The organism is Bacillus sp. FSL R5-0820, from assembly GCF_038593385.1.
Classification (GTDB): domain Bacteria; phylum Bacillota; class Bacilli; order Bacillales; family Bacillaceae; genus Bacillus; species Bacillus altitudinis.
This window is the reverse complement of sequence record NZ_CP151991.1, coordinates 1711435-1731381: the sequence shown is the minus strand read 5'-3', so window position 1 is coordinate 1731381 and position 19947 is coordinate 1711435. Positions and strand designations below refer to the sequence as shown.

The following is a 19947-nucleotide window of genomic DNA, read 5'->3' as shown; positions in this document are numbered from 1 at the left end:
GCCGTTCCCCCTCTTAGCTTAAGCGGCTATTCAACACTTCTGCGATATGCATCACTTTGACTGGCTTATGAAGACGATTCAGTCTTCCTCCGATATTCAGCAGACATCCACAGTCAGCACCAATGATATATTCAGCGCCTGTCTCCTCTATGCTTTGTACTTTTTCATCGACCATCTGCTCAGAAATGGGTGTCATTTTGATTGAAAAAGTTCCTCCAAATCCGCAGCAATTTTCAGCGCGAGGCAATGGTTCCATCACCAAATCTTTGACATTTGACAACAGTGTGAAAGGCGCTTCCTTAATTCTAAGCAGTCTCGTCATATGGCAGGAGGTATGATAGGTGGCTTTTCCTTTCAAACTCGCACCTACATCTGTTACATGTAATATATCAACAATAAATTCCGTTAATTCATATGTTTTCTCAGCAAGTGCCTGAGCACGGGCGAACCACGCTCGGTCTTCTTTAAAAAGGTGCGGATATTCTAAAAACATGGCCTTACAAGAACCTGATGGTGTGACGACATATTCAGCTGATTCAAAGGCTTTCATCATATTTTTGGCCGCTTTGATTGTTTCTTTTGTATAGCCGCTGTTAAAGGCGGGCTGCCCGCAGCACACTTGTGCTTCAGGGAATTCCACTTCAACACCAAGCCGCTCTAACACCTCAACAGTCGCCTTTCCTACATGTGGCTGCATCGTGTCAATTAAACAGGTGACAAATAAACTGACTCTCATCGGCGAACTTCCTTTCTTTTACTGCACCTTGATTTATATCTGGTCATCTGACGACTAAATAATAGACTTTCATTTCATTTTAATCCCAAATTTCTGAAATTTCAACGAACGGATTTGTCTAAAATTTGGACATCATGCTTGTGAAGGTACATGAAAAAAACGCCCTTTTACAGGGCGTTTTTACATGTTTAGTTTGACATCATTTCTCGTATTCTATCTTCAATAGGTGTTAAAGAGCGGCCTAATAGTTTTTCGAAATCATGGCTTTCGACTGCTAATGCCCCATCGCGAATTCCGCTTTGCATCGCTTTGACAAATGGAACAGCTTCTTTCGGTACACCATTTGACGCTAAAAATTCTCCAAATGTATCTACATCCATGTGCTCTACTTTGATTTCTTTCCCGCTCACTTTGCTGACCATTTGTGCAAGTTCAGTGTGTGTGCGAAGCGGTCCTGACAATTCATAGATTTCCTGATCATGTGCCGGCAGTGTTAACGCATTTGCTGCTGCTTCTGCATAGTCATTTCTTGTTGCCCAGCCGACTTTACCTTCACCAATTGGGCTGATAAACGGCGCTCCGTTCACTGATGCCAGAATCGTATCTTTTTCATTTTCCACATACCAATTGTTTCTTAGAAAAACATGAGGTATGCCAGAGGCCAAAATTGCTTCTTCTGTTTTTGCATGGTCATGTGCTAGGTTAAGCTGACTTTCTCTTGCATTGACAACACTTGTATAAGCAATAAATGACACATTTGCTGCTTTCGCTGCTTGGATGGCATTGATATGCTGCTTCACGCGGTCTCCATCCCCAGACGAAATGATCAAAAGGCGATCAATCCCTTGAAACGCTGATTGAAGTGTATCCGGCTGTGTGAAGTCTCCCTTGCGCACATCCACCCCAGCTTCCTTTAGATGGACTGCTTTTTGCGGATCTCGAACACTGACCGCCAATTGTTCAGCTGGTACTTTTGCGAGCAAATGTTTGACGACGAGCGATCCAAGTTGTCCTGTTGCACCTGTCACTAATAATGTCATTGATTTGACCTCCTCATTTTTCGTTCAACGGTGATGTTTCATGTATGAAGCAGCTGGTTTCTTGCATCAGATCATTCGTTATAATCAAAATGGTTACAACGAAGGGGTAAAAAAAGCTCTATGTATGAGCTTTTTCTACTCCGCCTCGATTAATAATTGCTTAATTGTCACTTGTTTAAGATGATGCTCAAGTGCGGACTGTGCTTCTTTAAGTTCTTGCCGCAGTCTCGTATCCATGGCTTGACCAATTGGACATGCAATGACTGGTTGATGAAAGTTAAATAACTCTTCATCTGCGCTTACATCCACAGCCCGGTACACATCTAGTAGAGTAATGTCCTCTGCCGGCCTTTTTAAGGAAGCACCGCCAACTCCTCGGCGAATCTCAATGAGATCCGCCTTTTTGAGCATAGCCATCATTTTTCTGATAATGACTGGATTTGAATTGACACTTTCTGCAATAAAATCCCCTGTGCACTCTTTTGAAACACCCGCAATAAATGACAAGATATGAACAGCAATGGTATACCTGCTGCTAATTTGTTTCACATTCCTTCACCACCGTTGTAATCAATATAGTTACAATGAATGCATTTGTCAATCAATAAACGGATGTTTCTTTCTTTCCCAATCTTCAAATGTCATCATCTCATGATGTTCTCCTGCATCAATTTCAAGCGGTGCTATGCATTCAAGCAAATTGCCATCTGGGTCAAGAAAGTAAATCGCGGCATGAAATTGTGGTGGATTATCAAGAACTAAAGGCTGCTGCTCTTCCGAAAAACCAAACATCGGATGAATGCTGATCCCTTTTTCTATCAGCCATTCTTTGATCTGGTCAATACTGGATGTTTCCATTTGGAAGGCTACATGTCGCGTCGCTGGATGATATGGAATAGTGGATATATCAGCCTTCCATAAGCCAAGCCAGCTCTTTCCTTTCTCAATCCATAGAAAGGCCACTCGTTCATTTTCATGAGCAAGTGTTAATTCCAATTTTTCATAAAAAGAAATGGATGCCTTCAAATCACTCACAGGTAAATGTGCTTCATACAAGCCTTTCATCATCATTTCAATCACTCCTTTACTATCTTCTATTGTGCAGGAATTGAAAACATTCTTCCTCAGCAAAACGATGTATTTCAACCAAGCCATTGGATTGAGATGGTTAAATGTTTGATCCATTGCATATGGGGGAAGGTGTTCAAATAAAAGAAAGGAGCGTTCAATATGCCTTGGACAATGGAAGATTATCCAGCTTCATTCCAATCACTAGACAAAGTCATTCGAAAAAAAGCACTTGAGATTGCCAACAAAATGGTGCAGGAAGGCTATGAAGAAGGTAGAGCGATTCCAATTGCGATCAATCAAGCGAAAGAGTGGAAAAAGAATGCGACGGAAAAAGAAATGGAGGACTTTCACTCTCATGGTTCTGTGACTCCTTCTAAGAAAAGCAGCTCTGCACGACCTGAGCTCATGGATCATGCGCAGCATGTCGTGAAACATGATGAAGGCTGGGCGGTTCAAACTGAAAAAGCGAAGCGTGCAAGTGAGGTAAAAGAAACGAAACAGGAAGCCATCGACCGCGCGAAAGAGATTTCATCTAAAAAAGGAACAGCAGTTGTCATCCACAGAACAGACGGGACGATTCAGGATGTGGTGAAGCCAAAATAAGACCGCCCTTTGGCGAGCGGTCTTTTCTTTATGCATTCTTTTCTTTTTTAGCGGGTGCTTTTCTTTTCTTAGGTGCTGCTTTTTTCGTTTTTGCCGGTTTTGATCGATCGATAGAAGCCTGCAAAGCGGCCATCAAATCAGTGACATTGGATGAAGCCTCTTTTTTACCTGTCGTTGCTGGTTGAACGGTATGTTCTCCAGAAATTTTGTCTCCAATGACATTCATCAGCTGCTCTCTGTATTCATCGCGATAAGCGGCTGGATCGAATGTGGTGGTCAGCTGCTCAATTAAAAGGAGTGCTGTATCTAACTCTTTCTTCACGATGTTTTCCTCTTGCGGGATATTGGGGACGTCTGATACTTGCCTAATTTCGTCAGGGAAATGAATGGTTTCCATTAGTAAAATATGTTCGTAGCACCTAACAATCGCTAATTGCTCCTTTGAGCGAATCATGATCTTGGCTACACCGATTTTCCCTGATTCTTGTAACGCTTTTCTTAATAATGAATAAGCCTTTGCTCCGCCGGTATCTGGAGATAGAAAATAACTTCTTTCATAATAGATGGGGTCGATTTCTTCTATCTTCACAAAATCAATAATTTCGACGGCTTTTTCTTCATTTTCTTTTCTCAGCCTTTCGAGTTCTTCCTCATCCAATTCAATGAATTTATTTTTGGCATACTCGTACGCTTTTACAATTTGCTCTGGCGCTACCTCCTCGCCGCAGTTAGCACAAACCTTTTTGTAGTTAATCGGCGTATGGCATTCCTTATGAAGCTGTCTTAATTTAATATCTTTGTTTTCTGTAGCGGTAAACAGCTTGACTGGAATATTCACCAGTCCAAAGCTAATGCCGCCCTTCCATACTGTATGCATCGTAACGCCTCCGTTCTTTTCTCCTTACTATGTAATGTTTTCAGCAGAGTTATGTATGTTTATGAAAATTTCATCCCACTCTAAGAACACATGATGTAAGGAAGTGAAAAACACAATGAATCCGATGCGTTTAACGTCTGCACATGATATTCCTGTTGGAGCAGACTGGCTGTATGAATTAAAATATGATGGCTTCAGGGCCATTCTTATATGGGAAAAAGACGCCATCCATTTAGAGAGCAGAGCGGGAAAACGATTAAACAAACAATTTCCTGAAGTCATTGATCAGTGCCAGCAACTAACAAAGCAGCTTGCACCTTTTTTACCGCTGACCCTAGATGGAGAATTGGTCTTTTTACTGAGTGAACAAGAAAGCGACTTTACAAAGGTTCAGCAAAGAGGCCGCCTGAAAAACAAAGAAACCATTCAACGCCAGGCTAAGCGGTTTCCATGTCATTTCATTGCATTTGATCTATTGAGATTTAAAGGGAAATCCCTGGTTGATTTACCGCTGATTGAAAGAAAAGCTGAGCTGCATGAGGTGTTCCAAGCTGCAAATCTTCCTCCCTCCGTTCAGCTGAATCACCCCTCTCTTCTTCAAATCATCCAAACCGATAGCAGCCCTGATGACATGAAAAAAATCATGCTGACCTATTTAGCGGAAGGATTAGTTGCTAAAAAGAAGATGAGTAAATGGCAGGAGCATACCCGCTCGAAAGAATGGCTCAAAATCAAAAATTGGCGGTATGTATCTGTCATCGTGACTCGTTTTGATAAAGACAATGGCTATTTTCAAGGATGTCTTTATCAAGAAACGAATCTCATAGAGGTTGTCCAATTTAAGCATGGTTTTTCTAAAGAAGAAGAACAAACCCTGCGCACCTTATTTCTAACCAAAGGTCAAATGACTGAAGCATCACATTATGAAATCCCACCATCCATTGTCGCAAAGATTGCCTGTATCTCTTTTGATGGATCAGCCTTACGAGAGCCCCGGTTTTCTTCGTTTTTATTCGATGCAGATCCAGCAACGTGTACCTTTCAACACATGCTCAAACAGCTTTATCCACTCCCAGCTATGATTGATATCACCCACCCAGAGAAACCGGTTGTACCTGCCCTTCATATCACAAAGGCAGATTACTTACTTTATTTGAGGCAAACCGCTTCCTATTTATTACCCTTTTTACGTGAAAGACGTCTTACGTTAATACGCTTTCCTCACGGCACTGGTGGAGAATCTTTTTATCAAAAGGCAACGCCCGATTATGCGCCTGATTTTGTTGAGACAGATCAAGCGCACGATATTTCTTACACAATCTGTAATGATCCTAACACGTTGCTTTGGCTAGGTAACCAGCTGGCGATGGAATTTCATATTCCTTTTGAAACGAGAGATACAGATCGGCCTGTAGAAATTGTATTTGATTTAGATCCGCCTTCTGTTAAAGAGTTTCACCTAGCAATAGAAGCAGCCAAACGAATCAAGGTCATTTTAGATGGACTCTTTCTCACCGCATTTATTAAAACAAGTGGTGGGAAAGGGCTGCAAGTTTATATCCCATTGAAGAAAAATGCCTTCACATATGAACAAACTAGACAATTCACTGCGTTCATCTGCCAATTTTTATGCGAACAAGCACCCGAGCTGTTTACGCTAGAGCGTCTAAAGAAAAACCGCGGCAACCGTTTATATTTAGACTACCTTCAACATGATGCTGGAAAAACAATCATCGCCCCGTATTCCCCGAGAGGAAACGAGCTTGGACTTGTTGCAACACCGATTGAATGGGAAGAATTAAATAGCGAAGAATGTCATCCTTCTTTATTTACGATGCCGGCTGTTATGAAACGTCTAAAGGAAAAAGGCGATCCATTCCGTCAAATGAGGTACCATGTGAATGATGATTCTTTTCGACAAGTTTTATATCAGCTGCAGGACATGTTACCAGCTCATAAAATGGACATACGCGGTCATTAAGCGTTACACTTATTCATTAGAGAGGAAGAAAGGGATGACCATTTTGACCGCACACTCAATACGAAACATTGCCCTGATGTTCTTATGTCTTACCGCAGGAATAGTGGATGTTATTGGCTATTTAAGCCTAGGGCATGTGTTTACAGCAAATATGACGGGAAATATTGTACTGCTTGGCATTGCAGCAGGCAGTTCATTGCAGTTAACCGCTCTTCATTCCATCACGGCACTTAGCGGATTTGTTCTAGGTGTTTTACTAGCTGTTGTCATAGGTGGAAAACAAGAAAAAACATTTTGGCCAAAAGCCGTTACACGCATCTTTATCATAGAAGTCATCATCTTGCTTCTATTTGCTCTTATGACCATTTTCCCTTATACGCAAGGTGCTTATTTTATGCTGATTATCCTTTTAAGTATGGCGATGGGCATGCAAACGGCGGCCGCACGCAAATTAAATGTCGCTGGCATTTCTACAACAGTTTTAACGAGTACACTTGCTAACTTATTTGAAGATTTGGCGCAGCGCTTATCAAATCGGGAAAAAAGAAAAGCCCCTATTCAGCATGTGAGCTTTCTGCGAATTGGATCTATTGTCTTTTACTGCCTAGGTGCTGCTTTAGCAGCATACACAGATGCGTACGATCCGTTTATCATCATTTGGCTGCCTATTTGCATCCTAGGGGTTATTGTAATCACAGCTACATTTAAGCACTTTCACCAATTGAAATAGCCAATCTTAGATGGCTATTTCAATCACTGTGATGAAACATTAATAACTTCTTACATAAAAACCAGGAGGACGCCCCATAATGAATGTGGAGCCATATGGAGAATATCCAGAAAACGTCCCGAACCCTCCATATCCAGGGTAACCTCCTAAGCCCGAGAACACGCCAGGGCTCACATAATACCCGCCAAAGCCAATATGAGGTCCCACTGCTCCGCCGCTAAAACCGCCGCCATGAAAGCCTCCATACACCCGTGGATCCATACAATCACCTGCCTTCAACTTACACTTCATCTCATCATATGCGTGACAAATGGAGCGGTGTTCCCTCTTTTGTAACAATTTCTATGTACAATAGACCAATTTCATAAAATTTGAATGAAAAGTCCTGCAAAAAATTAAATTAAGCAAAGAAAGGTGACCTTTTTAACTTGTTGCTCTGCCCTATGTTTATTTAGAATAATGGAGCAGGTAACAAATTTGCACACCCCCTTTGTTGCGAATTCTTCTTATTAAACGTTCTTGCAGCGTTTAATAAGAAGAGCCTATTTTCACCCATATAAAAAACCCTTGCTGATGATCATCAACAAGGGCGAGATATGATTGGGTGATTAACCACCAATGATTTTTTCTGCTACTTCGAAAGAACCCGCTACATTTTCAGTTAAAACAGCCGCAGCGACCGCTAAACCCACAACGAATAATACTTTTAATCCTGTTTTCATCTTATATCAACCCCATTCTTTTCATATGTAAATCCGCTTCTAAACTTTTATTCAAGTAAAAAACAGACTGCTCATAAAGTGCTTGCTTTTCACAATACTTTGCAGCAAAGTGAGAAAGCTCTTTCACTTCATGATATTCATTCTTTTCTTCTAACTTTCTTAATTTCTCATTAATTTGCTGAAATCTTTGTGGCACATTCGTTAAGTAAAGATCATGTACGATGCCTATTTTGAGCTGAAACACTTCATGAGAAGCATCTTTTATTCGTGCATATGCAGCCTCTATATACTGGCTTGCGCGCTGCTTTTCACCAATCACACAGAGTTCCCGGCTGATCAGATACGTAGAATGGAAAAAGAAATCAGAATCATAATACTCTTGATGAGACAATGCTTTTTCAAGATGTCGTATGGATTCTTTCGGTTTATTCCAAAATGAATATAAAATGGCCACATTATGGTGATGCTGAGCCAGCATAAAATCATCCTGTTCGCTTGTCAACACCTCTTCCGCCAAACGATAATTCTCAAGCGCTTCTTCGTACCTGCCAATCTCTGTAAGGTTGGCTGCGATAAGAGAATATGAAAGTGCAGTTCTTCTTTCATAGTGCTTGTGACGTTTATAGACGTGTAGAGCCCTGCGAATATAACTTAATGAAAGCATGATATGACTCAGGCGATAGTAAAGCCACGCGACCTTAAAATCGAAATCAGCGCGTTCGATTTCACTTGGAATTTTATCTAAGAGCTTTTCCGCACTTTGATACATCTGTAATGCAACCTCATAATTCCCCTGATGCTGTTCATACACACCCTCATAAAAATCAAAATAGTAAGCAAGGCGATTAGACAAATCATCATCTTTATTCCCATAATGGCCTTCTATACTTTTCGTTGAAACATTGCCTTTTTGCCCTCTTAAATTGTACATCAGAATATGATGCCTTTTCTCTAGAAGAGAATAATACATGAGGATGTCAGCATCATCAATTTCCTCTACTGCTTGTTTCGCTTTAGCAAATAGCCGTTCTGCCTCATCTGCATGATCTTTTTTGATTTCCATGTTCCAGTCATTTAATAGTGATGCCAATTCCGCCACAGGAACTTTGCTCATTCTACACCCCCAATCACCTTCAGCTACACCACATGATTTCACTAAATATGGAACTTCTATTAGCAATTGCTAATTAGTCCATTTGACATCATTTTAATATGAATCACTTGAATCTTCAATAACCGATTCCTTCGTTATTGCGTTTCTTTCTCCTAGTCAATGATGCATACACTAAAAATTCCGTCTTTTTTCTATTAAAGGACACGGTTGAATTGAAAAAAAGCCCTTATTGGGCTTTTTGGATTTATTCCAATCTGATAATGGTTAATGCCGCTCCAACAGATCCCCCGCCAAGTAATACTACGGTTGCGACTAAACCGAATATTTGAAGAGAAATTTGATTCCCTGCTGCAAGTGTTGTAATGAGAGATACATTGTAGGTAGATGTAGATAAAGCAGGTGTTAAAATAGACCCTGCTATGGGTGTTCCGTTGTTAATCACCCTTGTTCCTGCCAGAAGTGCAGCGCTTGTATTTACTTGATACGTGATAAAATATCTCCCTGAAACAGGTACAGTAAACACCGTATTACCACCACTTACGGTAAATCCATCTAAACTTTGGTTATTAGGCAGCGTCACTGCCGTTCCGCCTAAAACAACCAGCACCGTACTTCCCGACGTATTGGATGCGTACATCGAGTTAGTTGTAAAACTAGTACCGGTTGGACCTGTGTCACCGGTTACTCCGGTTGGACCTGTGGCTCCCGTTGGACCCGTCGATCCGGTTGGGCCAGTTACTCCTGTTGAACCCGTGGCTCCCGTTGGACCAGTTACTCCTGTTGAACCCGTGGCTCCCGTTGAGCCGGTTACTCCCGTTGGACCTGTGGCTCCAGTTGGGCCGGTTACTCCCGTTGGACCCGTTGCCCCAGTTGCCCCGGTTGCGCCGGTTACTCCTGTTAGACCCGTGGATCCCGTTGAGCCGGTTACTCCCGTTGAACCCGTGGATCCGGTTGGGCCAGTTACTCCCGTTGAACCCGTGGATCCGGTTGGGCCGGTTACTCCCGTTGGACCGGTTACTCCCGTTGAGCCGGTTACTCCTGTTAGACCCGTGACTCCAGTTGGACCGGTTACTCCCGTTGAGCCGGTTACTCCTGTTAGACCCGTGACTCCAGTTGGACCGGTTACTCCCGTTGAACCCGTGGCTCCGGTTGGGCCAGTTACTCCCGTTGGACCAGTTATTCCTCCACACATATTAAGTTGGGCGCACATGTCTCACACTACTTTCAAACTGTGGAATCTTCAAGACATACACACTAATACTGATAATTGAGAGAAAACGAAACGACAATACTTCCAGTCGAGGTTCCACCAGTAGCTAAAATCCCAATCGAGTTCAGATCACTGAGCGTAATGGATCGACTCTCTCCTGGCGGTACCGTGAAATCAGGAACAGCTGTACCGTTTACCTCTAAAGCCACGGTAGGTGCTACAGCCACAATCCCATTGTTTTCCACCATGATGGTTCCGTTTATGACATAAGGTGTTCCATCTGTCCAGACGACAACTGCATCAGCTGCTGCTGCTAAATCAAGTGTGAAGCATACTGCATCATTTACAAAGCCCGCTTGTTCATTACTACATCCGCCTAAAATAGCCATTTTAACCCTCCTTCAACCTAGTCTTGATAGACTATGATCCATTTACCTTTGAAGATTGTGCGATTATCACAGCTTCAAAGCTTTATTTTTCTTCTTTGCACCATGTTGATTTGCATGTCTAATCGTGCTTGCACACTTTCAGTTGATGGAGATTTCAAGATGAATTTCACATCTTTCACAGTAATCGCACGACTTTCTCCTTTTTGGACAAGAAGATCATAACAAAATGTACCAGTTTGAATCCTAATTGCGACTGGTACATCCTGATGATCTTGATGATGCAACACAACAGTTGCCGTATTGAGAAATTTTGTTCCATTCCGCCATACTTCCACCGAACTGGGCGATGTGGAAAAACAAAGAAAGATGTGGTGAGATTCTATATTCTTTAAAATAAGCGCATCATATACAGGAAGCTCTACTTCAATCATTCCACATAAAAAAGAAAGATCTACAAGAATTTTCGAACTGGATCGATACAAAACTTTTTGACAGCATGTTGATCTATTGCAGCACGGTACAAGAAGTTCCAACAGCACACAATTCTGCTTTTCATTGATAGAGCTCAAAGAAAAATAGCAAGTCTTAAACACACTTCTTTCAAAAAACACCCATGAGTAAAAAGGTTCCCCATCTTCCATGGTGAGCAAAAAGGGAGAACTCATCGAACGTTTGTGAGTAAAGCCTTCTAATTTTGTTTGATTGTTTATCTCTTTTAGTTTACTCATCAATAGGTTTGTCACTTTCAATCAGCCCAATTCCATGCTGTATACATAACTATATGGTCTTTTATCATATGTGCCTTTGACTATTTTGTGCGATTGGATTAGATGATGAGCATAGCTTTTCATTTTTCAAGTTTCTCTATATAATATGAACAAGAACTTCCGTGCCTCAGTAGCTCTAGAAGGGAAGAGCGCCGTAAAACAATTGTAGCTAGCGGGTCGCAAGGCAAGGGTTTCAGAAGCACCGAAAAGCAAATGAGCTGAGACAGGTGAAACTCCTGTCGGTGAAATTCCGTAGGGAAGCGTGTTGCCCCCTAGCCTATGCTTACGAAAGGAGTGCGGGTTCGAATCCCGTCTGAGGCTTGATGAATATGGAGGATGAAAACAATGCAGGTTTTTGAAGAATATGTAAGCAATATCGGTAATCCAGAGCTGAAACAGCGCACGCAAGACATCTTACAATGGATTTCAGACACATTCCCTCAATTAGAGCCAAGAATTGCTTGGAATCAGCCCATGTTCACAGATCATGGCACATTTATTATCGGATTTAGCGTCGCAAAACATCACATTTCTGTCGCACCAGAAGGTAAAGGAATTGAACACTTTTCACCAGATATTGTACAAGCTGGTTATGACCATGGAAAAAAGATGTTTCGGATGAAGGAAAGCTTACCGATTGACTATCCTCTATTAAAAAAAATCATCGAATTTAACATTGAAGACAAAGCAGATTGTTCCACATTTTGGCGAAAATAATAAACACCCCGATCTGATTTCATAACAGATTGGGGTGTTTTTTCGTGAGACTTACATTTTATTTGGTTCTCTCTCCTGCCCATTTCTGCTCCATCCATTCATAGCACGACAGAAGTACATTAACGCCCTTGCGGAAAGCCAAAAGACCATACAAATAGAAAAAATAAAAAAGGTGCGTGATCTCTAGGAAAACAGTCGTTCTTTTCGATTAAAAGATTAACTTGATTCAATTCTGCAAAGGGCTACTGATTGGAATAAAAGAGCCCAGCACCTTTGCCAAAATAAAGGTCAACCCAGCAGATATCATCATCCATTCTTCTGCTCCGGTAACGAGCGAAAAAAACAATGAGATCATTTCACATTTTGTCACTTCATTGTCATCCGGATACCAAGAAACAAAGCACTATTTAGAATGAAACTGCTCCCATTCTTTTTTCAGCAAAGCATATTGATAGGTATTTTCATATTTAGGTGTGCCATCTTCATTTGTAGTAAATGAAACAAACTCAAGAAAGAGGCCTTCCTTCCTCATGCCTAAACGCTCACATAATGTTTGAGATCGATCATTGTCATCCTCTACATATGCATATAAGCGTCTTGCTCCTTGATTGACAAATAGATACGACAAGAGAGCTTCTGCACTTTCACGGGCATATCCCTTCCCTTCATATGACGCATGAAAATTCCAGCCAATCGAATACGTATCCGGCTCATCTTTTAAATGAAACAGTTCACCGATAATCAACTGACTTTCTTTTAAACAAACCGCCATATAAGAGTGATCTGCTTTTCTTTTTTGCACCTTAGCGACCGCTTCTTCTAATGTAGAGATTTGATCATCCAGAAAACAATTTACTCTTGGATGAGATAAGTATGCAAACATTCCAGGTGCATCTTCATCACGAAATGGTCTAAGAATTAAACGATTTGTTTCTATTTTATCCATAAGACTCTCCTTACTGTATCTTCTTTATCTTTCACTATTTTAGATGACATGCACTGTTTTTGACAATTTGATCGTATAGACTACTCCATTTTTTAAAGCCCAAGCGCATTTTGCAATGAAATAATGTCTTCAATACTGCTATAATAGAACATAAGTTTGCATTTTATTGAAAAGGGATGACTTGAAATGATCAAAACGGTAGAAGGCAATATCTTAGAGGCAAAAGAAGATATCATCTGTCACCAAGTGAATTGTAAGGGTGTCATGGGAGCAGGGTTAGCAAAGCAGATCAAAAGCAAATATCCAAATGTGTATAAAGACTATAAACGGTTATGTGCAGAACAAGGAGATGATTTATTAAGCTCCGTTCAGCTCATCACAACGAGCGACGGAAAAACCATTGCCAACTTATTCGCCCAAGTTGGATACGGAAGAAAAACAAAACAAACGGATGACGACGCGTTACGCAGCTGCTTTGAACATCTAAAACAGACAGTGACAAATCCAAATGAAGAGAACCCCCTTCATTCTATCGCCATTCCTTATGGGATCGGCTGCGGCTTGGCAGGCGGCGATTGGACGATTGTTCGAGAGATGATGGAAGAGGTTCTTGGCGATTGTGAAGTGACGGTTTATCGGTTTAAATAGGTGAAATGAGAAATTCTAGAGTGAATAAGAGCACCCTTTCTGCTTGGAATGAGTGCTCTTATTATGTTCTCTAGTCTGTATTTCTTTAATATTCTCAAAACGATTTTTACTCCAAAGTAGAAAGGTACTTTTCTAAATGTTTTTTACCCGAATTGCTTTTAGGTATAATGCCTAGATGATTATATTTCCAAATAGTTTTTCTTTCATGAGGGTTTGTATTCGAAAGGTCATCATAATTAAACTCTATATTTAAATATCCTGTTTCATCAATTATCATTGTAAAATTTGTCCAAGGTGCTTGACCACTTTGTTCAAACACTCTCCCAAGTTCTTGGATGTAGTCGACTAATTGATGCCACCTTTCTTTGTATTCATGTTCACTCACTTCAAACAATTCAGTTATCTCATGACTATATACCGGCTTACTATCATTTTCTTCAGGTAAAAAATAAAAGTAAGCAGTCTGTGAACCTTCAACTACCTCACCATATAAATAGACCTTTTTCCACTTGACCGGTATGGTTTCCACTACAACATCAACTATCAGCTTATATACATATTCTAGTTCTTCTTCTTTCATTACTTTTTACCTCCATACACATTATCAAATCGTCTGATTTCCCATTCATCATCACCGATTTTATACTTAATATCAAAAGTTTCAGGACGTAGAGAATCAGCCTTATAGTTAGGAGTTATTTTCACTTTAACTTCATCACCATTTTGAAGAGCATCAGCCCAAGTGTTCTCAAGTTTTTTCCATTCACCTTTGTTTAAATTTCCATTCATTGGAACAAGATTATCAATATCGCCTGACCCTTTGAAAATTGACGCAATTAAATGTCCACCATCATCATCCAGTAATCTGTCCGGCTTACCTGAATTGGATTGAGCATATTGATTTCTTTTGACCTCTCCATATTTTAAATCACTTGCTTCGACTTTGACAATGCGTCCGTAGTGATCTGTTGTGTAGGTGTAACCTTGCTTTGTTGAATAAACGACATTCGGTTTTAATACCTTTTTGCGTTTCCACCGCACATAGTGATCTCCGTAACTGACAACGGTCGGTGGTGATTTGGGTGCTGGTAATCTTCTGCCTGTCTGAGAGATACCGTATCCTGAATTGTTGTCTAGACGCTTTGCCATGGAGAGAAGTTTATTTTTGAGATTTTCTCCGTCAAATACATTGTACGGGAGCTTCGGGCCACCAGCCATTTGAAACTTTGGTGAGTATGGCAATAGATTCGGAATGGTGACGTTACCGATTGATTTTGCTCCTTGTTCAAGGCCTTTCTTCATTGTTGTTTTGGCAGCTGTTGTCCCTGTTTTTGTGATGGCTCCTGCCCCTTTAGAACCAAAGACAATTTCTGCAAGAGAACCAGTCGCATAGGCGAACCAGTGTGACCGAGAATACGCATCACCATCTATGACCTCTTTTAGGAATGAGTCTGAAATCGATTTTCCAATCGTTTTCGATGTTTCAATTGGATGTGAAACAGCCGTTACGACTGATTCCACAGCCCCACCAGGATCAGTGACAAGATCATAGATTCCGGTCACTGTATCTTTTGCCACATCATATAGACCCACTGCAGCACCTTTTACACTATCAATGAACACCTCCGATGCTTCTTCCTGTGCTTTGATTTGGAGAAGCTGACTGTAATACATTTTTTGATCATATGTGAGATTCTCATAACCGATCTCATCTACAATCTCAAAGTATTTCGCTTCTGATAGACACGAAGGATCATTGAGCTTTTCTTTCAGTTCTTTGATTCTTCTTTTTTCTTTTTCTTCTTTTTTCACAAGTTTCATTTCTTCTTGAAGCTCATGATAGGCCTTTGATCTCTGTTCTACAGCTGATAGTAAAGATGGAGCATCTAATATTTTCATATAAAAAAGACTCCTTTTATGGCATATTCTTTTACTAGAATACCATAAGGAGCCTGACACTTTAATCCACTTTATCGTTTTTTAACCAATTATCTATCAGAGCTACCTCTTGATACATAAGTAACTTGTTTTAAAAAAATCCATCATTGAAAGTTATTGATAATTGTATACAATGCTTTTTTTAGCACAACCTTATCATCATTTGACAAGTTTTGGAGCGCTGTATTGTTCAGCTCAATTGTTGCTGCTTCAACTTTTTCTCTAATGGCTAAAGATTTTTGAGTCGCCTCTACTAAAATATTTCTTCGATTTTTTGGATCAATTGTGCGTTCAATTAAGTCAGCTTTTTGCATTTTATCTAAAATTCCAGAAACTGTTGAGGCTTCTAAATACACAAGTTCTCCAATTTGTTTAGGAGATAGCTGGCCCTCTCTCCACAAACAGTTCAACACACCATATTGAGCGGGTGTCAAATCACATTCCTCTAAAAGCTTACTAAAGTACTTAAACACTTTATTTTGACTAACACTTAGTAAAAAATTTATGCACTCTGATAATTCCATTTTATCTCCCCCACATTGACTTCACCTATAATATCATGGTAGTTTTTTAATTGAAATACTTTTGCACCAGAAATGTTTTGTTATAACATATTTTTAGAGAGGAAGATAAATAGTGGATTCATTTAAAGCGATACTAGTGACAGAAAAAAATGATCAAATTAGTTATGATCTTCAAAATGTAAGTGTGAATGATCTATCTGAAGGAGAAGTATTAATTAAAGTAGCATATTCTTCAATCAATTATAAAGATATGCTGGCTGTTCAAAAAAATGGAGGTGTTATTCGTAACTATCCGATGATTCCCGGAATTGATTTAAGTGGAACGATCGTTCATACAACAGATCATCGTTTCGTAGAAGGTCAACAAGTGATTGTCACAGGTTTCGCTATGGGCATGAGCCACACTGGAGGTTTTTCTGAATATGCTAGAGTACCTGCGGATTGGATTGTTCCTTTGCCAAATAACTTGACTTTAAAAGAAGCAATGATTTTTGGAACAGCAGGCTTTACAGCCGCTCTTTCGATCATGGCTTTACAGGAAAATGGGATGAATACAAAAAATCAACCTCATATACTCGTTACAGGTTCAACTGGTGGAGTTGGTAGCATCGCGATACAATTATTATCTAAAATTGGGTATAAAAATATTCATGCTTTAGTGCGTAAAGATCATCAAGTCGACATTGCAAAATCTTTAGGAGCAACTGATGTCATTTTTGCAAACGAGTTAGGAGAGCTCAAAAAACCATTAAACAAGCAAAAATTTGACTTCGTCTTAGATACCGTAGGAGGAGATGTGGCTTCTGTCATAATACCTCAAATTTCTTATGGTGGAAGCATGAGCATGTGCGGGAATGCAGGTGGAATTAAATTAACAACAACTGTGTTACCTTTTATTTTAAGAGGGATCAACCTTCTAGGGATCGATTCTGTAAATGTACCAATCAATAAACGCAAAGTCATTTGGAACGAGATAGCAAACGAATGGAATATCGCCCAAACGACTCTAGTCAATGAGATTACTCTCGATACGTTACCTGAAACAATTGAAGCCATCAAAAATGGCCAACATTTAGGAAGAACAATTATTAAATATTAAAATAACACAAACTCTATTTGAGCTTTATTACACAAGATAAAAATTGAACTACCAATATTCTTCGTACCAATCGCAATGACCGCGGGAAGAACTATCATATCGATTGGTATGTAAAAAATAGAAAATGAAAAGTTGAGTGTCTTGTAAAAGAGTTTCATAAAAAAGGGGAAAAGAAAACACGAGTATTTGCAGTTGATAACGGAGTCATACCACTAAAACCAGGATCGTCAAACTGGTACTGGCATTTTCATGCAGCTCCAAAAATCCATATACACCATGCTCATAGAGCATCAGTACCAAGTAAACACAAAGCTAAAAAAGGTGAAACTATACTCCACTAAAAAAAGAAAAACCCTATTATAAAGGTTTTTCTTTTTTGGAATCGTACTCTTTAATAATATCAATTGGATCAATCGCATCATCATCTTGTGTATATTCCTCTACATAAGGAGTAATTAATTTCTTAAACTGCTTTTCATCATCCACTAGAGCAATACAAGTTTCATACCCTTCAAAATCAGATGGGTATAAATTTGCAACAGCACTACCGGTTTTTAAAGCCTGATCTATCGCATTTTTTAATTCCAATAGACCCTTCCTGTTTCCTAAAATCAATGCTTCTCTGTGATGAGTTTCTTGGGCATATATATTACACATCTCTAAAACACCATCATCATCTACTTGAATAGACACATAAAAGCACCTCCGAAATTAAATTTAGTTCATTATATAATTCTTAATGTCAACATGCCAAAGAGCCATGACCTCAAACGTCTGATCCCAAAAGTGATTGTGGACACCGCAACCAAAAATAGCTCAAACTACTTAACTGTACTTTGCTCCTTTTTATATTTCATTACTTTTATAATTCTATAAACTATTACAGCAACATAGCACGTAACTAATGTAATCAGATATTCAAAAGGAAAATCTCTTTGTACACCTTGATAAAGAAAAATAGCCAAAAGGACTGTAAACAAAACTATTTGAAAAACTTCTTTTTTTATCATCCAAATCCCCCGATATACTTTCACTTACGTTTTATACTTTTAATTACAATCCAGAGAAAGTTATGTTACCGTGAAATTATAAAACAATCAGTCTTAACATTCTACAGTCAGTTCCATATTTAGGATTTAAGTAACAAAATTGAAAGTATGTACTATATTTGTTTTTACCTCAAATTGTTTTCTTCTCTTTCTTCATAAAAACATCCTGAAATTCTTCATAAATTTTTTTCGGTTTTTCAGAATCCCATGCTTTATACAGCTCTCGCATAAATATATACAGTGAAATTGGGTAATACCCGGAGTCCCTCCAACAGACACTGAAAGTCTCCTTCAAAAAGCTTAATTAATTCATTTGTTTTTTAGTATCTCTATACGCTGCCATCAAAGCAAATGGAGCAATTAATATAAAAAAGACTCCTTTATGGCATATTCTTTTACCAGAATACCATAAGAAGTCTGACGCTTTAATCCACTTTATCGTTTTTTAACCAATTAACCTCCAGAGCTACCTCTTGATGCAACTGTTTGGACATCTTCATGTAGAGGTTGAGTCAAACCGTTTGTAAAGAAAAGTGTACCTAGAGCTACCACAACTAGTGAAAATGTAATAAAAACCGACTTCTTCAATTAATTCACTCCTTTTCCTACATACTGGCTTGCGAGTAAGGCTCTTTTATAGTAATTTAATGATTGTTTCAGCAAGCCTCTCCCCTCTAAATATTTCGCCACATCAACCAGAATTTCCTCTAAATCAACCCATACTCTTTTCTCTTCAAGCTCTAAACACAGATTGTTTATATTGTTCAATTGAGAGTGATTTTTTTCATACAATAGTTCTTTTAACAATTTAAATTTTATTTGAAAAACGTTATGGTTGACTTGTTCTGATAAAGAAATGCCTAGATCTATCCATTCAATCGCGTCATTACTTTTACTGGAGATTTCTATTCTAGAAAGTTCATATAAACATCTCATCTTCAATAAATCTTGATTTTCGATCTCTTTATAACTCAACGTGCGCCTAAATAGTGCTGATGCTTCTTCTAAATTTTCTTTTTTGCTTTCTAGAAAACCCATATTGTAATATAGATGAATGATTAAATGATTGTCATTAATACTTTCGATCATATTCTCAGCTTCACTAAAAAGAGCTCTTGCTTTATCATATTCAAATTGATCAATTAAGTTTAACGCATGTAGCATCCTACAGTTAATCTGTCTTTTGATATATGTTTCATGCGCATTAAATGTGTCACACGCAATTTGTGCATGATATTTTGATAAAAAGGTCATTTTCAAATCATAAAATAGAACTGCGATTTTATAATGAAATTCAGCTTTTTCTATTTCATCATCAACATAAGCCAACTTTTTTTCAGCTATTCTGAAGTAACTTAATGCCTTATCATAATCTTGTAAGTAGTCATGATAGATCCCATTATAAAAGTAGAAGTAATATGACATGAGTTTATTTGTTTTTTCTTCTTTTTCGTCTGGAGCATTCCGCTGAAAGAATGGCTTATCTAAATTTCTGCTAATATTCTGAAGTTTCAGCTTAAGCCTAAAGCTCAACAGTTGATAGTACAAAAGAATATCTTGATTTTCTTCCATTAAATCAATTGCCCTGTCTATGTCATCTTGCATTTCTATAGCTGCCGATAAATCCCCTTTTTGTATCGCAAGATTCCAAGTGTTTAACATGTTTCCTACCTCCTGAGAGGCAATTAATCCTGACATTCCTTTACCCCCTTCTAAACAAATCCCTAGTATAATTCTAACACGCATTTTACAACATATGTAAAGTGAATCTGCTCATAATAGAAAT

At 39.1% G+C, this 19947-nt stretch carries 23 protein-coding genes; 6 read left to right on the top strand and 17 right to left on the bottom strand.

From position 1 onward, the window contains the following. Positions 1-13 precede the first annotated feature (13 nt). The 4 genes from NST15_RS08790 to NST15_RS08775 all read right to left on the bottom strand — a co-directional run bounded on the left by NST15_RS08790 (position 14) and on the right by NST15_RS08775 (position 2847). Entirely contained in the window at positions 14-736 is a 723-nt protein-coding gene (locus NST15_RS08790; RefSeq protein WP_076821672.1) for a (Fe-S)-binding protein, read from the bottom strand. 188 nt (positions 737-924) lie between these two features. Next, on the bottom strand, positions 925-1776 hold the full coding sequence (locus NST15_RS08785) for an SDR family oxidoreductase (protein ID WP_008343941.1): 852 nt from the start codon (positions 1774-1776) through the stop codon (positions 925-927). Positions 1777-1911: 135 nt separating this feature from the next. Beyond that, positions 1912-2325, bottom strand: coding sequence for an Rrf2 family transcriptional regulator (locus NST15_RS08780; protein WP_008343943.1), 414 nt, complete (start codon positions 2323-2325; stop codon positions 1912-1914). A gap of 48 nt (positions 2326-2373) precedes the next feature. Beyond that, positions 2374-2847: a VOC family protein gene (locus NST15_RS08775; protein WP_342499014.1), complete on the bottom strand. Its 474-nt coding sequence runs from the start codon at positions 2845-2847 to the stop codon at positions 2374-2376. A 159-nt stretch (positions 2848-3006) separates the two neighbouring features. Here NST15_RS08775 and NST15_RS08770 point away from each other — a divergent pair, with 159 nt between their 5' ends. After that, on the top strand, positions 3007-3450 hold the full coding sequence (locus NST15_RS08770) for a DUF2188 domain-containing protein (protein WP_007499382.1): 444 nt from the start codon (positions 3007-3009) through the stop codon (positions 3448-3450). A 28-nt stretch (positions 3451-3478) separates the two neighbouring features. On the opposite strand, the gene NST15_RS08765 is transcribed toward NST15_RS08770, so the two are convergent. Continuing rightward, positions 3479-4327: a Ku protein gene (locus tag NST15_RS08765; protein ID WP_025207383.1), complete on the bottom strand. Its 849-nt coding sequence runs from the start codon at positions 4325-4327 to the stop codon at positions 3479-3481. Between the two features lie 115 nt (positions 4328-4442). Here NST15_RS08765 and NST15_RS08760 point away from each other — a divergent pair, with 115 nt between their 5' ends. Together NST15_RS08760 and NST15_RS08755 are read left to right on the top strand one after the other, a co-directional pair. Then, positions 4443-6308 (top strand): DNA ligase D, encoded by a 1866-nt coding sequence (locus tag NST15_RS08760; protein WP_282833655.1) that lies wholly within the window; start codon positions 4443-4445, stop codon positions 6306-6308. 34 nt (positions 6309-6342) lie between these two features. Then, on the top strand, positions 6343-7038 hold the full coding sequence (locus tag NST15_RS08755; RefSeq protein WP_035700895.1) for a YoaK family protein: 696 nt from the start codon (positions 6343-6345) through the stop codon (positions 7036-7038). A 39-nt stretch (positions 7039-7077) separates the two neighbouring features. Here the strand turns inward: NST15_RS08755 and NST15_RS08750 are convergent, their stop codons facing one another. The 5 genes from NST15_RS08750 to NST15_RS08730 form a co-directional block, all read right to left on the bottom strand. After that, the gene (locus tag NST15_RS08750; protein ID WP_008343948.1) at positions 7078-7299 is read right to left on the bottom strand and encodes a hypothetical protein; all 222 of its coding nucleotides are present in this window, start codon (positions 7297-7299) and stop codon (positions 7078-7080) included. Positions 7300-7761: 462 nt separating this feature from the next. After that, positions 7762-8874, bottom strand: coding sequence for a tetratricopeptide repeat protein (locus NST15_RS08745; RefSeq protein WP_048003261.1), 1113 nt, complete (start codon positions 8872-8874; stop codon positions 7762-7764). 244 nt (positions 8875-9118) lie between these two features. Beyond that, positions 9119-10084: a collagen-like protein gene (locus NST15_RS08740; RefSeq protein WP_342499013.1), complete on the bottom strand. Its 966-nt coding sequence runs from the start codon at positions 10082-10084 to the stop codon at positions 9119-9121. A gap of 44 nt (positions 10085-10128) precedes the next feature. Then, positions 10129-10473 (bottom strand): S-Ena type endospore appendage, encoded by a 345-nt coding sequence (locus NST15_RS08735; protein WP_008343952.1) that lies wholly within the window; start codon positions 10471-10473, stop codon positions 10129-10131. 74 nt (positions 10474-10547) lie between these two features. Then, positions 10548-11201, bottom strand: coding sequence for a CotZ-related putative spore coat protein (locus NST15_RS08730; RefSeq protein ID WP_272511603.1), 654 nt, complete (start codon positions 11199-11201; stop codon positions 10548-10550). A gap of 384 nt (positions 11202-11585) precedes the next feature. Between NST15_RS08730 and NST15_RS08725 the strand changes: the two genes are divergently transcribed. After that, on the top strand, positions 11586-11957 hold the full coding sequence (locus NST15_RS08725) for an iron chaperone (RefSeq protein ID WP_272511548.1): 372 nt from the start codon (positions 11586-11588) through the stop codon (positions 11955-11957). 403 nt (positions 11958-12360) lie between these two features. Here NST15_RS08725 and NST15_RS08720 read toward each other — a convergent pair whose 3' ends face one another. Further along, positions 12361-12903 carry a GNAT family N-acetyltransferase gene (locus tag NST15_RS08720; protein WP_272511547.1) on the bottom strand — a complete coding sequence of 181 codons (543 nt, stop codon included), beginning with the start codon at positions 12901-12903 and terminating at the stop codon, positions 12361-12363. 186 nt (positions 12904-13089) lie between these two features. On the opposite strand from NST15_RS08720, the gene NST15_RS08715 reads away from it, so the two are divergent. Continuing rightward, entirely contained in the window at positions 13090-13551 is a 462-nt protein-coding gene (locus NST15_RS08715; RefSeq protein ID WP_272511546.1) for a macro domain-containing protein, read from the top strand. A gap of 106 nt (positions 13552-13657) precedes the next feature. On the opposite strand, the gene NST15_RS08710 is transcribed toward NST15_RS08715, so the two are convergent. The 3 genes from NST15_RS08710 to NST15_RS08700 all read right to left on the bottom strand — a co-directional run bounded on the left by NST15_RS08710 (position 13658) and on the right by NST15_RS08700 (position 16013). After that, positions 13658-14131, bottom strand: coding sequence for an antitoxin YezG family protein (locus NST15_RS08710; protein WP_041092234.1), 474 nt, complete (start codon positions 14129-14131; stop codon positions 13658-13660). After that, positions 14131-15450 carry a DNA/RNA non-specific endonuclease gene (locus NST15_RS08705; RefSeq protein WP_342499012.1) on the bottom strand — a complete coding sequence of 440 codons (1320 nt, stop codon included), beginning with the start codon at positions 15448-15450 and terminating at the stop codon, positions 14131-14133. Before NST15_RS08705 ends, NST15_RS08710 begins: the two co-directional genes overlap by 1 nt. Before the next feature lie 143 nt (positions 15451-15593). Continuing rightward, complete coding sequence (locus NST15_RS08700; RefSeq protein ID WP_048003264.1) at positions 15594-16013, bottom strand: MarR family transcriptional regulator; 420 nt, start codon at positions 16011-16013, stop codon at positions 15594-15596. Positions 16014-16125: 112 nt separating this feature from the next. On the opposite strand from NST15_RS08700, the gene NST15_RS08695 reads away from it, so the two are divergent. Next, positions 16126-17112: a YhdH/YhfP family quinone oxidoreductase gene (locus tag NST15_RS08695; protein WP_282833653.1), complete on the top strand. Its 987-nt coding sequence runs from the start codon at positions 16126-16128 to the stop codon at positions 17110-17112. A 357-nt stretch (positions 17113-17469) separates the two neighbouring features. Here NST15_RS08695 and NST15_RS08690 read toward each other — a convergent pair whose 3' ends face one another. The 3 genes from NST15_RS08690 to NST15_RS08680 all read right to left on the bottom strand — a co-directional run bounded on the left by NST15_RS08690 (position 17470) and on the right by NST15_RS08680 (position 19859). Further along, entirely contained in the window at positions 17470-17805 is a 336-nt protein-coding gene (locus tag NST15_RS08690; protein WP_272511543.1) for a hypothetical protein, read from the bottom strand. Between the two features lie 809 nt (positions 17806-18614). Continuing rightward, positions 18615-18749: a hypothetical protein gene (locus NST15_RS08685; RefSeq protein WP_019743847.1), complete on the bottom strand. Its 135-nt coding sequence runs from the start codon at positions 18747-18749 to the stop codon at positions 18615-18617. Next, entirely contained in the window at positions 18750-19859 is a 1110-nt protein-coding gene (locus tag NST15_RS08680; RefSeq protein WP_050827286.1) for a RapH N-terminal domain-containing protein, read from the bottom strand. Positions 19860-19947 lie beyond the last annotated feature (88 nt).